The sequence below is a fragment of the Patulibacter defluvii genome (assembly GCF_034096925.1).
Lineage (GTDB): Bacteria > Actinomycetota > Thermoleophilia > Solirubrobacterales > Solirubrobacteraceae > Patulibacter > Patulibacter defluvii.
In genome coordinates, this window is sequence record NZ_JAWZSQ010000004.1 from 211,412 (window position 1) to 225,881 (window position 14,470).

The 14,470-nt window shown below is 74.9% G+C and carries 11 protein-coding genes; 7 read left to right on the top strand and 4 right to left on the bottom strand.

Features of this window, described 5'->3' with window-relative positions:
* The first annotated feature begins 38 nt into the window (after window positions 1-38).
* From SH587_RS06590 to SH587_RS06615, 6 genes are all read left to right on the top strand, one after another.
* Window positions 39-1,193 carry a M24 family metallopeptidase gene (locus SH587_RS06590; RefSeq protein ID WP_320669785.1) on the top strand — a complete coding sequence of 385 codons (1,155 nt, stop codon included), beginning with the start codon at window positions 39-41 and terminating at the stop codon, window positions 1,191-1,193.
* The gene (locus tag SH587_RS06595) at window positions 1,190-2,947 is read left to right on the top strand and encodes a hydantoinase B/oxoprolinase family protein (protein WP_320669786.1); all 1,758 of its coding nucleotides are present in this window, start codon (window positions 1,190-1,192) and stop codon (window positions 2,945-2,947) included. The genes SH587_RS06590 and SH587_RS06595 overlap by 4 nt, the downstream gene beginning before the upstream one ends.
* On the top strand, window positions 2,944-5,040 hold the full coding sequence (locus SH587_RS06600; protein ID WP_320669787.1) for a hydantoinase/oxoprolinase family protein: 2,097 nt from the start codon (window positions 2,944-2,946) through the stop codon (window positions 5,038-5,040). The genes SH587_RS06595 and SH587_RS06600 overlap by 4 nt, the downstream gene beginning before the upstream one ends.
* Window positions 5,037-5,951, top strand: coding sequence for an NAD(P)-dependent oxidoreductase (locus SH587_RS06605; RefSeq protein ID WP_320669788.1), 915 nt, complete (start codon window positions 5,037-5,039; stop codon window positions 5,949-5,951). Before SH587_RS06600 ends, SH587_RS06605 begins: the two co-directional genes overlap by 4 nt.
* Window positions 5,948-7,171, top strand: a complete 1,224-nt coding sequence (locus SH587_RS06610) for a M28 family metallopeptidase (RefSeq protein WP_320669789.1) — start codon at window positions 5,948-5,950, stop codon at window positions 7,169-7,171. The genes SH587_RS06605 and SH587_RS06610 overlap by 4 nt, the downstream gene beginning before the upstream one ends.
* Window positions 7,172-7,274: 103 nt before the next feature.
* Complete coding sequence (locus SH587_RS06615; RefSeq protein WP_320669790.1) at window positions 7,275-8,069, top strand: SDR family NAD(P)-dependent oxidoreductase; 795 nt, start codon at window positions 7,275-7,277, stop codon at window positions 8,067-8,069.
* Window positions 8,070-8,158: 89 nt separating this feature from the next.
* Here the strand turns inward: SH587_RS06615 and SH587_RS06620 are convergent, their stop codons facing one another.
* A complete protein-coding gene (locus SH587_RS06620) occupies window positions 8,159-9,838 on the bottom strand; it encodes a hydantoinase B/oxoprolinase family protein (RefSeq protein ID WP_320669791.1) in 1,680 nt (559 codons plus the stop codon).
* Window positions 9,838-11,916 carry a hydantoinase/oxoprolinase family protein gene (locus tag SH587_RS06625; protein WP_320669792.1) on the bottom strand — a complete coding sequence of 693 codons (2,079 nt, stop codon included), beginning with the start codon at window positions 11,914-11,916 and terminating at the stop codon, window positions 9,838-9,840. The genes SH587_RS06620 and SH587_RS06625 overlap by 1 nt, the downstream gene beginning before the upstream one ends.
* A gap of 62 nt (window positions 11,917-11,978) precedes the next feature.
* Between SH587_RS06625 and SH587_RS06630 the strand changes: the two genes are divergently transcribed.
* Window positions 11,979-12,686: a FadR/GntR family transcriptional regulator gene (locus tag SH587_RS06630; RefSeq protein WP_320669793.1), complete on the top strand. Its 708-nt coding sequence runs from the start codon at window positions 11,979-11,981 to the stop codon at window positions 12,684-12,686.
* On the opposite strand, the gene SH587_RS06635 is transcribed toward SH587_RS06630, so the two are convergent.
* Both SH587_RS06635 and SH587_RS06640 read right to left on the bottom strand, forming a co-directional pair.
* Window positions 12,668-13,531, bottom strand: a complete 864-nt coding sequence (locus tag SH587_RS06635) for an NAD(P)-dependent oxidoreductase (RefSeq protein WP_320669794.1) — start codon at window positions 13,529-13,531, stop codon at window positions 12,668-12,670. The two genes, SH587_RS06630 and SH587_RS06635, sit on opposite strands and share 19 nt — an antisense overlap.
* A 144-nt stretch (window positions 13,532-13,675) precedes the next feature.
* The gene (locus tag SH587_RS06640) at window positions 13,676-14,455 is read right to left on the bottom strand and encodes a cyclase family protein (protein WP_320669795.1); all 780 of its coding nucleotides are present in this window, start codon (window positions 14,453-14,455) and stop codon (window positions 13,676-13,678) included.
* Window positions 14,456-14,470: the final 15 nt, after the last annotated feature.

The window sequence follows — 14,470 nt, forward strand, 5'->3', positions numbered from 1 at the left end:
GTTGACGATCGCCCGGCGGCTGTGGTCCGATGGCGTGCATGGCAGGCCTCTCCACCGCCGAGCATCAGCGCCGCGTCGGGTTGCTGCACCAGCTCCTGGACGACCACGACCTCGACGTCCTCGTGCTCGCGGCCAACGACTACCGCGGCCACAAGGGCACCCTCCGCTGGGTCGGCGACTACAACCTGGCGCACCGCTACGGCTACGCCGTCGTCGCCCCCGGACGCGACCCGGTGCTGGTCCTCCCCGTCAACCTGACGATGAACCCGCGCGGCCGCGACGACGTCGCGGTCCGCTACGCCCGGCGGGTCGCCGACGGGCTGCTGGAGGAGCTGGGCCGCGGCCCCGCCCCGCGCCGGATCGGCGTCGTCGGGCTCGGCCAGGTGATGAAGGTCGAGGACTACCTGGCGATCGCCCGCGCCCACCCCGAGGCCGAGATCGTCGACGCGAGCGCCGCCTTCGAGCGGGTCCGCGCGATCAAGTCCGAGGAGGAGCTGGCCGGCGTCGTCGAGTCGACCCGGATCGCCGAGCGCTGCTTCGAGCGGCTGCTCGAGGTCGCCGGCCCCGGCGTCACCGAGCGGGCGATCGGGGCCGAGGTCGCGCGGGTCGCGCTGGCCGAGGGCGGCGAGGACCTGCTGTTCCTGACGATGTACGGCCGCGACCGCGGCGACGGCACCGTCGAGGGCCACTTCGGCCAGGCGGTCGACCGGCGGCTCGAGCCCGGCGACCTGCACATCTTCTCGTTCGAGATCGTCGGCCCGCTCGGCTACTGGATGGAGCTGTCGCGGATGGTGACGATCGGCCCGCCGAGCGAGCTGCAGCAGCGGATGAACGCCGCCGTCGTCGCCGGCATGGACGCCGGCCTGGCTACGCTGCGACCCGGCAGCGACCCGGCCGACGCCCAGCGCGCGATCGAGGCCGCGGTCGCCGAGCACGGCGCCCGCTGCGCCTACTGGTCCGGCCACGGGCTCGGCCAGGACGTGCTGGAGGAGCCGTGGATCGGCCTCGACCTGGTCGAGGACCGCGCGACTGGCGCGATGGCGATCGCCGAGGGCATGACCCTCGCCCTCCACCCCTACGTGGTCGACGACGAGGACCGCGCGATCGGCTACATGGCCGACTCGCTGATCGTCGGCCCCGACGCCACCACCGCGGCGTCGCCCCTCTCCCGCGAGCTCTGGAGCGTCGCATGACGACCCCCGATCCGATCCTCGCCTCCGTCCTCCAGCGACGGGTCCAGGCGATCTCCCACGAGATGGCGACGGTGCTGATGCGCTCGTCGCGGTCGCCGATCTTCAACGAGGTCGGCGACCTGGTGACCGTGGTCTTCGATCGCGACGGCCGCACGCTGGCCCAGACCGAGTACGCCTCGATCATCGCCAACGGCGCCCAGCCGCCGCTGCAGCAGATCATCGAGTACTTCGCCGGCGAGATCCACGACGGCGACGTGATCCTCCACAACGACGTCTACTCGGGCGGCAACCAGAACGCCGACGTCGGCGTCTTCGTGCCGATCTTCTGGCACGACGAGCTGGTCGCCTGGGCCGCCAGCAAGGGCCACGTGGCCGACATCGGCGGGATGACCGCCGGCGGCTACGACCCGCGGGCGCGCGAGATCTGGCAGGAGGCGTTCCGGATCCCGCCGCTGAAGCTGCACGACCGCGGCGAGCTGCGGCGCGACGTCTGGGACCTGGTCCGGGCCAACATCCGGCTCGAGATCGTCGCCGAGGACATCAAGGCGATGATCGGGGCCTGCACGATCGGCCGCCGGCGGATCGTCGACCTGCTCGACCGCTACGGCGCCGAGAGCTTCGACGCCCACATGGACTACGTGATCGAGGCCTCCGAGCGCCAGGTCCGGGCCGAGATCGAGCGCTGGCCCGACGGCGTCTACCGCGGCGAGAGCTGGATGCAGTCCGACGGGCTCGACCCGACCGCCCGCTACCGGGTGGCGGTCGAGGTGACCGTCGCCGGGTCCGACATCACCTTCGACTTCAGCGCCACCGACGACCAGGCGCCCGGCTTCACCAACATGCCGGCGGCGTCGGCGATCGGCGCGATCCGGATCGCCTTCCTGATGCTGGTGACCGCCGGCGGGCTCTCGATCCCGGCCAACCACGGCGTCTTCGCCCCGATCCGGACCGTCTTCCGCAAGGGCTCGCTGATCGACCCGAATTTCCCGGCCTCGACGATCTTCGGCAACCAGATGTGCGACGAGGTGGTCGAGTCGATCATGCTCGCGCTCGCCGACGCGCTGCCCGACCGCGTGACCGCGGGCTGGAACCAGTTCCTCTGCACGGCACTGAACGGGATCGACCCGCGGACCGACGAGCCCTCGGTCTCGCTGACGATCTTCCAGCGCGGCGGACCGGGCGCGATGCGCGGCGCCGACGGCTACGACGCGCTCGGCTTCAGCGGCACCCCCGGCTCGATGCGCTCGCCCGACATGGAGATGTTCGAGCTGTCGACGCCGCACCTGATGCACTACTACGAGTACCTGCCCGACTCGGCCGGTCACGGCGAGTGGCGGGGCGGCTACGGCACCCGCTCGAGCTGGACCTTCCAGGGCGTCGACGAGGCCGGCACCACGATCGGCGACGACGTCGCCAGCGAGGGCGCCGAGCGGCCCCACGGGCTCTTCGGCGGCGGCCCCGGCGGGCTCAACGAGCTGACCCTGGAGTACCCCGACGGCCGCACCAAGGCCTGGGGCTCGAAGGAGATCGTCGAGGGGATCCCGGCCGGCACCGTCTGCGTCTCGCGCAACGGCGGGGGCGGCGGCTACGGCGACGCCCGCAAGCGGCCGGCCGAGCAGGTCCTGGCCGAGGTCCGCGACGGCCTCCTGAGCGCCGAGGCCGCCCGCCGCGACTACGGCGTGGCGATCGCCGACGACGGCCGCACGATCGACGAGCAGACGACCCGCCGCCTGCGGCAGGAGGAGCGCGCATGAGCTACCGGATCGGGATCGACGTCGGGGGCACGTTCACCGACTTCCTGCTGCTGGGCGAGGGCACCCGGCTGGTCCACAAGACCAGCTCGACCCCCGACGACCCCTCGCGCGGCTTCGTCACCGGCCTGCGCGAGATCGCCGAGCAGCTCGGCCTGGACCTGGAGGCGTTCGTCGCCCGCCTCGACCTGATCGTCCACGGCACCACCGTCACCACCAACGCGGTCCTGACCCACCGCGGCGCCCGCACCGGGCTGCTGGTGACCGAGGGCTTCCGCGACGTGCTGGCGCTGCGCGACGGCACCCGCGAGGAGCCCTACGACAACCGTCTCCAGCCGCCGACGCCGCTGGTGCCGCGCTACCTGCGGCTGCCGGTCGGCCAGCGCACCGACCACGCCGGTCAGGAGCTGCGGCCGCTGGTCGAGGACGACGTCCGGACCGCCGCGGCGAGCTTCCGCGACGAGGGCGTCGAGGCGGTGGCGATCTCGTTCATGCACTCGCCCGCCGACCCGACCCACGAGCGGCGGACCCGCGACCTGCTGCGCGAGCTGCTGCCCGACGCCTACGTGACCGCGTCGAGCGACCTGCTGCCCCAGGTGCGCTACTACGACCGCACCAGCACGACGGTCCTCAACGCCTACGTCGGGCCGATCATCTCGCGCTACCTCGACGCCCTGACCGGGCGGCTGGAGGAGCTGCGGTTCGGCGGCACGCTGCTGATCATGCAGTCCAACGGCGGCGTCGCGACCCCGGCCGAGATCAGCGAGCGGGCGGCGCTGTCGCTGCTCTCCGGTCCCGCCTCGGGCCCGACCGCCGGCCTCTGGCAGCTGGCCCCGCACGGGCTCCGCGAGTGCATCACCGTCGACATGGGCGGCACCAGCTTCGACGCCGCGCTGGTCAAGGACGGCGAGCCGCTGCTGATGAACGACGGCACCGTCGACCGCTGGCGGCTGGCGCTGCCGACGATCGACATCCACACGATCGGCGCCGGCGGCGGCTCGATCGCGTGGCTCGACGAGGGCGGCCTGCTGCACGTCGGCCCGCAGAGCGCCGGGGCCCAGCCGGGACCGGCCTGCTACGGCCGCGGCGGGACCGCGCCGACCGTCACCGACGCCGACCTGGTGCTCGGGTTCCTCGGCGAGTCGTCGTTCCGCCACGGCGGGATGACGCTCGACCGCGAGGCCGCCGTCGCCGCGTTCGCGCCGCTGGCCTCCGGGCTCGGGCTGTCGGTCGAGGAGGCCGCCGCCGGCGTCTACGACCTGGTCAACGTGACGATGGCGACCGGCGTCCGCGACATCAGCGTCCGCCGTGGGCTCGACCCGCGCGACTTCCCGCTGGTGGTCGCCGGCGGCGCCGGGCCGCTGCACGCCGCGGCGATCGCCCGCGAGCTGGAGATCCCGGCGCTGCTGGTCCCCCGCGAGTCGTCGATCTTCTGCGCCGCCGGGATGCTGATGTCGGACTTCAAGCACGACGACGTGCGGGCCTACAAGACGCCGCTGGCGAGCGCCGACGAGGACCGGATCGCGGGCCTGCTCGACGAGATGGAGCGGGCCGGGCGCGAGACGCTGACCCGCGAGGGCGTGCCGGCCGACCGCGCCGAGGTGCGGGCCGCGCTCGACCTCCGCTACGTCGGACAGTGGCACGAGCTGACCGTGGCGGTCGACCTGCCCGTCGACCGCGAGGCCGTCGCGCGGGCCTTCCACGACGAGCACGACGCGCTCTTCGGCCACGCCTCGCCCGACCAGCCGGTCGAGCTACTGGCCGTCCGCCTGGCCGCGATCGGCCGGACCGAGAAGCCCGGCCTGACCGAGGCCGGTCCGGCGACCGGCAGCGTCGAGGCGGCCCAGGTCGACACCCGGCCGGTCTGGTCGTCGTCGGCCCGGGCGCTGGTCGCGACCGCGGTCTACGACGGCGCGGTGCTGCCCTCGGGCGCGCGGCTGGAGGGCCCGGCGATCGTCGAGCTGCCGAGCACCACGATCGTCGTCCCCGACGGCTTCGTGCTCGACGTCGACGCCTACGGCGCGTTCGCGGTCCACGAGGGCGAGCGGGGCGCGGCCTTCGCGGCCGGCCTCCACGGCGTCGGGGCGGCGGCGTGAGCGCGGCGCCGGTCTGCGGGGTGCTCGGGGTCGGCGCGCTCGGCGGCGCGATCGCCGAGCGGCTGGCGGCCAGCGGGTTCGTCGTCCACGTCCACGACCGCTCCCCCGAGCGGGTCGCGGCGCTGACCGGCGCGATCCAGGCCCAGGCGACCCCGCGCGAGCTGGCCGCCGCCTGCGACGTGGTGCTGGTGCTGCTGCCCGACACGCCCGACGTGCTGGAGTGCGTCGACGGCCCCGACGGGCTGGCGGCGGGCGCCTCGGCGGGCGACGTGGTCGTGCTCTGCAGCACGGTCGCGGTCGCCACGCCGGCGCTGGTGGCGGAGCGGCTGCGGCCCTCCGGCGCGGCGGTCGTCGACGCCCCGGTCAGCGGCGGGCCGGTCGCCGCCCGCGAGGGCACGCTGGCGATCATGGTCGGCGGCGAGGACGCCGACGTGGCCGCCTGCCGGCCCGCGCTCGCGGCGATCGGGAACCCGGTCCACGTCGGGGCGCTCGGCCACGGCGAGCTGACGAAGCTCGTCAACAACCTGATGGGCTCGGTGATCTCGGTCGCGATCGCCGAGGGGCTGGCGCTGGCCGCCCGCGCCGGCGGCGACCTCGACCGGATCCGGGCCGCGATCGCCGGCGGCAGCGGGTCGAGCTGGATCCTCGAGCAGTGGATGCCGCGGACGGTCCTGGCCGGCCGCACCGAGGCCGACTTCGCGGTCCGGCTGATGTGCAAGGACCTGCGCGTGATCGCCGAGTACGCCGACGAGCTGGGGGTGCCGCTGCGGGCCGCCGCGCTCGCCCGCGAGAGCTATGAGGAGGCCCGCGACCGCGGCCACGGCGACCGCGACTTCTCGGTCCTGGTGGCCCTGCGGGCCGCCGAGGCCGGCGCCCCGATCGCCACCGACCTGCCACCCGAGGCGCTGTGAGCGACCCGCTCGCGGACGAGGCCCTGATCGCCGACGTCCGGCGATTGGCGGCGCTCGGCCCGCGGGCCTGCGGGACCGGCGGCGAGGCGCGGGCGCGGGCGATCCTGCTCGACGACCTGCGCCAGGCCGGCGCGGCCCGGGTCCGCTGCGACGAGCTGCCCTACCTGGCCTACCGCCCCGAGCGCGCGACCTGCGTGGCGGTCGGGATCGGCTCGCTGCCGGCCCGCGGGCTGGAGGGCACCGCCGCCGCCGGCGCCACCGGTCCCGGACGCTTCCTCGGCGGCGGCGAGGAGCACGAGATCGCCGCCGAGATCGCCCGCGGCGGTCCGCTGGCCGGCGCGGTGGCGGTCGTCCGCAGCGACCTGCTGTTCCCGGTCGCCGCCCGCCTGCGGCCGCACGCCGTGGCCGCGCTGGTCCACGTCGGGTCGGCCCCGGACGGGCTGGTCGGGGCGTTCACGGCCAGCTTCCACCCGCCGCCCGCCGGGCCGCCGTGGGAGGGCCGGGTGCTGCCCTTCCCGGGCGTGACCGTCGAGGCCGCCGCCGGCGCGCGGCTGATCGAGCGGCTGGCCGACGGCGCTCCCGCTCCCGCGGTCGCGGTCGAGCACGGCGCCCGCTACGGCGCCGACCGGACCGCGAACGTCGTCGCCGAGATCCCCGGCCGCGGCCGCGAGCGGATCGTCGTCGGCGCCCACTACGACAGCCAGCGCGACAGCCCCGGCGCCTCCGACAACGCCACCGGCCTGTCCGCGCTGCTGGGCCTGGCCCGCTGGTGGGCCGGCCGTCCCGCGCGGCCGCGGCGGACGATCGAGCTGGTCGCCTTCGCCGGCGAGGAGCCGGCCTGCTGGGGGTCGAACCACCACGCCCGCCGCTGCGATCCGGCGCGGACGGTGGCGATGGTCAACCTCGACGCGCTCGGCCCGCCGTTGGCCGCCACCCGCACGATCGTCGCCAGCCCCGGGATCGCCGCGCTCGCCCGCGACGCGGCCGCCGCCAGCGGCTGGGTCGCCGAGGAGCAGGTCGACGCGGCCGCCTTCCCCTACGCCGACCACGCGCCGTTCGTCGACGCCGGGATCGACGCCTGCTGGCTGTGGCGCTGGCCTCCGCCCCACCCCTACTACCACTCGCCCGGCGACACGCCCGAGCACGTCGACCCGCGGCGGCTGGGCGAGGACGCCCGCGCCGCCGCCGCCGTGATCGGGCACCTGGCCGACATCCCATGACCCACCGCCTCGCCCGTCCCACCCGCACCGCCCGCCTCGCGTGGCGGTTGACCCCCGGCGCGCGGGGCCGATCCGCCACGCGAGCGTGGGACGGAGGCCACCGATGACGTCTGCGCGCCTGACCGGCCGGGTCGCCGTGGTGACCGGGGCCGCCAACGGGATCGGCCGGGCGATCGCCCTCCGGCTGGCCGCCGAGGGAGCCGCCGTCGCCTGCCTCGACCTCGACCCGACGCCGCGCCGCCCCGACCTCGACGGGCCGCTGCCGACCCACGAGCTGATCGCCGCCGACGGGGTCGGCCGCGCGATCGCGGAGCCGTGCGACGTCGGCGACGGCGATGCCGTCCGGCGGGCCTTCGCCGCCACGCTCGAGCGGCTCGGCGGCCTCGACGTCGTGGTCGCCAACGCCGGGATCTCGCCCCAGCCCGCGACCGAGCTGCCGGAGGAGGATCCGGAGGTCTACGCGCGCACGGTGCGGGTCAACCAGGACGGCGTCTGGTGGACCGCCCGCGAGGCCTGCCGGATCCTGCGCGACCGCGGCCAGGGCGGCCGGATCGTGCTGACCGCCTCGGTCGCGGGACTGGTCGGCGGCACCGGCGCCGGCGCCCACTACTGCATGACGAAGGCCGCGGTCGCCCAGCTGGCGCGGGCGCTGGCGGTCCAGATGGGGCCGTACGGGATCACCGTCAACGCGGTCTCCCCCGGGATGATCCGCTCGCCGCTGACCGCCGACCACCTGACCGATCCCGAGACCGACGCCGCTGTCCGCGCGCTGACCCCGCTCGGCACGGTCGGCGAGCCGGACGACATCGCCGCCGCGGTCGCCTTCCTGGCCAGCGACGATGCCCGCTTCGTGACCGGCGTCGACCTGGCGATCGACGGCGGCTACCTGGCCCGCTGACCACCCCGTCCGGCCCCCCACCCCCGCTCGCGTGGCGGTTTGCCCCCGGACGCCGGGGGTCAACCGCCACGCGAGCGGGGTGGGCGACCTCAGCCCTCCCAGCCGTACAACTCCCGGGCGGCCTCGGGGGAGACGACGCCACCGCGGACGTCGGCGGCGACCGCCTCGCGGTCGCGCTCGCGCGGGTCGCCGTAGCCGCCTCCGCCGCCGGCCAGCTGGCGGTAGACCGTCCCGCGCGGGATCGCCGTCACCAGGTCCTTCAGCCGCGGGCGGTGGACCTCGCCGTCGGGGTAGCGGAACTCGATCTCGTTGACCGACCCGCGACCGCCGCCGCGGATCCCGAAGGCGGTCGTGTCGGGCGTGTCGCCGTCGCCGAAGATGCTCGCCTGGGCGCCGTCGTCGAGGAACTCCAGCTCGGTCACCACCCCCAGCCCGCCGCGCCAGCGGCCGGCGCCGGCCGAGTCGGGCAGGTACTCGAAGCGGTGCAGCAGGTGCGGGTTGACGACCTCGAACATCTCCGGGTCCTGGGCCGCGATCGCCCCGCCCGACCCGATCAGGCCGATGTGGTCGAAGCCGTCGGCGCCGAAGGTCGCCCCGCCCCCGCCCTTGCAGGCGTTGAGCAGGATGTCGACGTAGGGCCGCTCGTGGCGGTCGTCCCAGCCGTTGACGATCGAGGCCAGCAGGTGGTTCCAGCAGGCCGTCACCCGCTCGGGCACCGCGTCGGCCAGGGCCAGCATGATCACCGCCGCCAGCTGGTCGGCGACGTGGTTGCCGAAGCAGGTCGGCGCCGGGAAGGTCGGGTCGACCAGGCTGCCCTCGGGGGTCAGCACCTCGATCCGCCGCAGGACCCCGTCGTTGTGGGGGATCTCCTCCTCCGCGACCATGAAGAAGGCGATCATCACCGCCGACATCGTCACCGCCCGCGGGGTGTTGATGTAGCCCGCCGCCTGGTCGTCGGTGCCGGCGAAGTCGAAGGTCATCCGGTCGCCGGCGACGGTCACCGCCAGCCGGATCGTCCAGGCCCCGTCGTGGTCGATGCCGTCGTCGTGGACGACCCACTCGGCGCGGTAGGTGCCGTCGGCGATCGCGGCGATCGCGCGGCCGGCGCTCTGCTCGGCGGCGTCGAGCATCCCCGCCACCGCGCTCCGGAAGCGGTCGACGCCATAGCGGTCGAGCAGCGCCACCAGCTCGCGCTCGCCGACCGTGCAGGCGCCGATCATCGCGGTCACGTCGTCGGCGACCACGTCGAGCCGGACGTTGCCGAAGATCAGGTCCCAGACGTCCTCGCGGCGCTCGCCGGCGGCGTGGATCTTGACCGGCGTGATCCGCAGGCCCTCCTGCCACATGTCGGTCGCCTGCGGGTTGTACGACCCCGGGACGTTGCCGCCGATGTCGGCCTGGTGGGCGACGATCACCACCCACGCCACGTGCTCGTCGCCGTGGAAGACGGGCTTGGTGACCTTCCAGTCCGACAGCTGGTTGCCGCCGGTGTAGGGGTCGTTGTGGAGGATCACGTCGCCGGCCGCGACGTCGCCGGCGAACCGCTGCGCGATGTGGCGCATCCCCGGCGTGGTCGCGTAGCCGAGCACCGGGATGTACTCGGTCTGCTCGATCAGGGTGCCGTCGCGGTCGTAGATCCCGACCGAGAAGTCGCGGCCCTCGACGAGCAGCGGCGAGCGCGCGCTGCGCTCGACCACCACGCCCATCCGCTGGCCGATCGTCTTCAGCCGGCTGGCGATGATCGAGGTCAGGATCGGATCGCTGGACATCAGGCCTCCACGCCCTTGCGGTGCATCACGATGCTGCCGGTGGCGTCGACCAGCACGTCGAACGCCTCCGGGACGAAGATCGAGGTCGTCGATCCCTCGACGATCGCCGGGCCGACCAGCCGGTGGCCGGGACGCAGCGCGTCGCCGTCGATCACCTCGATCTCCTCCATGCTGCGGGTCGACGGCAGGTAGGCCCGACGGCGGCCGCGGCGCGGCGGCGGGTCCTCGCCGGCGGCGGGGACGGTCAGGTCGAGCGGCGGCCGGCGTCCGCGGACGGTCGCCCGCAGGGTCACGACCTCCATCGGCCGCCCGCGCGAGGAGAACCCGTACAGCTCCTCGTGGCGGCGGTGGAAGGCCTCCTCGATCCGGGTCAGCCGCTCGTCGGCCAGGTCCTCGGGCGGGAAGGTCACCGTCACCTCGTGGTGCTGGCCGCGGTAGCGGAGGTCGGCGCTGGCCGTCCACGAGCGGTCGGCCGGGGCGATCCCCTCCTCCTCGAGCGCCGCGACGCCGGCGGCGATCATCTCGTCGACGATCCCGCGCGCCTCGGCGACGTCGAGCCGCTCCCACGGCCGGCTGTGGCTGCGCACGTAGTCGTGGCGGAGGTCGGCCAGCAGCATCCCGAAGGCGCACATCACGGCCGACATCCGCGGCACCACCACGCGATCCATCTCCAGCTCCTCGGCGATCATGCCGGCGTGCAGCGGGCCGGCCCCACCGGCCGCCACCAGCAGCAGCTCGCGCGGGTCGAAGCCGCGGCCGAGCGCCACGTCCTTGGTGCCGGCGGCCATCACCAGCGTGATCACCTCGATCATCGCCCCGGCCGCGGCGACCGGGTCGAGGCCGAGCGGCCCGGCCACGTGCCGCTCGATCGCGGCCCGCGCCAGGTCCTCGCGCAGCGGCATCCGCCCGCCCAGGAAGTAGGCCGGGTCGAGGTAGCCGAGCAGCAGGTCGGCGTCGGCGCAGGTCGGCAGCGTGCCGCCGCGGTCGTAGGCGGCCGGCCCCGGGTGGGCGCCGGCGCTCTGCGGGCCCATGTGCAGCAGGCCGCCCTCGTCGAGCCAGCCGATCGAGCCGCCGCCGGCGCCGATCGTGTGGACGTCGGTCATCGGCAGCGAGATCGGGTGGCGGTCGATCTGGCCCTCGCGGGTGGTCTGGACGGCGCCGTCGCGGACGATCGAGGCGTCGTAGCTGGTGCCGCCCATGTCGACCAGGATGCAGTCGGCGTCGCCGCGCTGGCGGGCGTGGGCGAGCGCCGCGACCGGACCGCCGGCCGGCCCCGAGAGGACGGTCGTGGCCGGCAGCCGCGAGACCACGGCCGGGGTCGCGACGCCGCCGTTGGACTGCATCACCAGCAGCACGCCGGGGAAGCCGTCGGCGGCCAGGCGACCGACCAGCCGCTCGACGTAGCGGCGCAGGACCGGTCCGACGTAGGCGTTCATCACCGTCGTGCTGACGCGGTCGTTGAGCCGGATCTGCGGCAGCACCTCGGAGGAGACGGAGAGGAACAGCTCCGGCGCCAGCTCCTCGATCACGGCCCGCGCCTCGCGCTCGTGGCGGTCGTCGGCGTAGGCGTGCATGAAGCAGACGGCCAGCGCCTCGACGTCGTCGTCGACCAGCTGGCGGACGGCCGTGGCCAGCGCCTCGCGGTCGAGCGGCCGGCGGACCTCGCCGGCGGCGTCGATCCGCTCCGGCACCGGCAGCCGCCGCTCGCGCGGGACCAGCGGCGGCGGGGCGACGTAGGTGTTGTCGTAGAGGTGCTCGCGGCTGCGGACCCCGCGCCGCATCTGCAGCACGTCGCGGAAGCCCTCGGTGGTCAGCAGCCCGGTGCGGGCGCCGCGGCCGGTCAGGACCGCGTTGGTGGTGACGGTGGTGCCGTGGACGATCAGCGAGATCCGGGCCAGGAACGCGGCCGGGGCCAGCCCCAGGCCCTCGGCGATCTCGCCGAGCCCGCGCAGCAGTCCCTCGGAGGGATCGGCGGGCGTGCTCGGCGACTTGTGCGCCCAGTACGAGCGGTCGCGCTCGTCGACGACCACGAAGTCGGTGAAGGTGCCGCCGACGTCGATCCCGATCGCGTAGCTCATCGCGCCATCATCGGCAGCCGGAAATCGCATGTCAACCTGTAAAATTGTTTACAATTCTCGGCATGGACGACACGCCGTTCACCGCCCCGCAGCAGGTCCAGTCCGCGCCCCAGCAGATCGCCTCGAGCATCAAGCAGTCGATCCTCGACGGGCAGCTGAAGCCGGGCGACCGACTGCCGAGCGAGGAGCGGCTGGCGGCGATGTTCGGCGTCAGCCGGCCGACCGCCCGCGAGGCCCTGCGGACGCTCCGCGCCGACCACGTGCTCGTCTCCTCGCGCGGGCGCACCGGCGGCTACCGGGTGGCCGAGATGTCGCTGCGGGCGCTCGGCAGCAGCGTCGCCGAGGTGATCTCGCTCTCGCTCAGCATGCGGACGCTGACCTACGCCCAGCTGTTCGAGGTCCGCCACGCGCTCGAGCTGCTGAGCGCCGCCTCGGCCGCCGAGCACCGCAGCGCCGAGGACCTGCTGCGGCTGGAGGCGGCCCTGCCCGGCGGGCCACCGCTCGATCCCGACGCCGCGCTCGCCGCCGACCTGGCCTTCCACGCCGCGCTCGCCGACTGCACCCACAACCCGCTGATCATCGGCTTCGTCGACGCGACCTCGACCGCCTTCCGCCGCTTCAGCGACGAGGCCCGCGGGATCGACCCGCAGCTGCTCTTCGGCCACCTCGACGCGGTCGTCGAGGCGGTCGAGGCGCGGGACCCGGCCGCGGCGGAGGCGGCGATGCGGCGGCATCTGGAGTACTTCGCCCGCTACTTCGAGCTGGCCTGACCGGCGGCCTGCTCGCGGGCCGCCGACCAGAGCGTCGAGAGCCGCCGGAAGGTCGCGTCGGTGACGGGCATCTCGACCCCCCGCTCGCCGATCGCGGCCATCACCGCCTTCAGGTCCTTGTCGAGGATGTCGAGCGCGTTGTCGGGCACGTACTGCTCCCAGAGGCTGCGCATCCAGTCCCAGTGGGCGAGCGGCCAGCTGGCGCCGGTGCCGGCGCAGACCGCGTCGATCACCGGGCCGTCCTCGAGCCCGTAGTCGCGGGCCAGCGCCAGCGCCTCGTAGGTGCCGGCGATCGCGACCGCCATCATCACCTGGTTGGCGAGCTTGGCCGCCTGGCTGGCGCCGGCGGCGTCGCCGAGCCGGTAGGTGCGCGCCCCGAGCAGGTCGAGCATCGGCAGCGCCCGCTCGAGCGCCGCCGGCGGGCCCGACGCCATCACGGCCAGGCTCGCGTCCTCGGCCCCGCGGACGCCGCCGCTGACGGGCACGTCGAGGACGGTCGCGTCGCGCTCGGCGGCCGCCGCGGCCAGCCGCCGCATCGACTCCGGATCGATCGTGCTCATCACGATCACGTCGAGCGGCCGCCCGGCCAGCGCGACCAGGCCGTCCGGGCCCAGCAGCAGCTGCTCGGTCTGGGCGCCGGTCCGCAGCATCGTCACGATCCGGTCGCTGGCGGCGACGACCGCGGCGACGTCGGCGGCGGCCTCGATCCCGTCCTCCGCGGCGGCGGCCAGACGGGCCCCGTCGCGGTCGAAGGCGACGACCCGCCAGCCGGCCCGGACGAGGTTGGCCGCCATCGGGCGGCCCATCTCGCCGAGCCCGATCCAGCCGACGACCGGGGCGCTCACGCGCGGTCTCCGGCGGTCGGGCGGGCGGCGGTCGGGCGCGGGGCGCGGTCGGGCGGGAGCGACGTCATGGACGCCATGCTCCGTCGCCCGACCGTGTATGTCAACCCGTAAAATAGTTGACGTATTAACCCGCGCCCTGGTCGGTCAGCGCTCGACGAACGCGAAGACCCGCGACGGGCTGCCGGTGCCGTCGACGAGCTTCAGCGGGGCGACCACGATCAGCGCGCCCGAGGCGGGCAGCGCGTCCAGGTTCGCCAGCTGCGTCAGGCCGTAGCGGCCCGCGCCGAGCAGGAAGTTGTGGACCGGGAAGCCCGGGTCGAAGCCGCCGGCCGCACCGGCGTCGATCCCGACCGTCTCGACCCCGAAGCCGACCACGTTCGGGTGCTCGGCCAGCCACCGCGACGCCTCGACGTCCGGGCCCGGCGTGACCGGCCCCTCCGGCCCCGCATTGAGGAACGCCGCCTCGTCGTTGGCGCGCGCCGACCAGCCGGTCCGGAACAGCACCCACGAACCCGGGGGGATCGGGCCGTGCTCGGCCTGGTGGGCCTCGAGGTCGGCGACCGTCAGCAGGTAGCCGGGGTCCTCGGCGACCTGCGCCGTGCGGTCGATCACGACCGCCGGGCCGACCAGCCGCGCCGGCGGGATCGAGGCGACGTCCTCGCCCTCCTTGCCGGTGATCCAGTGGATCGGCGCGTCCAGGTGGGTGCCGGTGTGCTCGCCCAGCTCGAGCACGTCCCAGGCCCAGGCGGGACCGTCGGCGTCGTAGCGCGAGAGCCGCTTGCGCGACAGGTGCGGCGTGTTGGCGAACGGGTCGGGCAGCACCAGCACCGGCGTCGTCTCGCTCAGCGGCTGCGTCAGGTCGACGACCTGGACCGACCCGTCGGTCAGGCCGTCGAGCAGGGTCTTCAGGCGGGGATCGGACATGGGGCTCCTTCGGGG

Bases quoted from the DNA above. Each gene is read 5' to 3' on its own strand.
- SH587_RS06600 (WP_320669787.1), top strand. From the start codon at position 2,944: ATGAGCTACCGGATCGGGATCGACGTCGGGGGCACGTTCACCGACTTC.
- SH587_RS06640 (WP_320669795.1), bottom strand. From the start codon at position 14,455: ATGTCCGATCCCCGCCTGAAGACCCTGCTCGACGGCCTGACCGACGGG.
- SH587_RS06625 (WP_320669792.1), bottom strand. From the start codon at position 11,916: ATGAGCTACGCGATCGGGATCGACGTCGGCGGCACCTTCACCGACTTC.
- SH587_RS06590 (WP_320669785.1), top strand. From the start codon at position 39: ATGGCAGGCCTCTCCACCGCCGAGCATCAGCGCCGCGTCGGGTTGCTG.
- SH587_RS06620 (WP_320669791.1), bottom strand. From the start codon at position 9,838: ATGTCCAGCGATCCGATCCTGACCTCGATCATCGCCAGCCGGCTGAAG.
- SH587_RS06615 (WP_320669790.1), top strand. From the start codon at position 7,275: ATGACGTCTGCGCGCCTGACCGGCCGGGTCGCCGTGGTGACCGGGGCC.
- SH587_RS06630 (WP_320669793.1), top strand. From the start codon at position 11,979: ATGGACGACACGCCGTTCACCGCCCCGCAGCAGGTCCAGTCCGCGCCC.
- SH587_RS06595 (WP_320669786.1), top strand. From the start codon at position 1,190: ATGACGACCCCCGATCCGATCCTCGCCTCCGTCCTCCAGCGACGGGTC.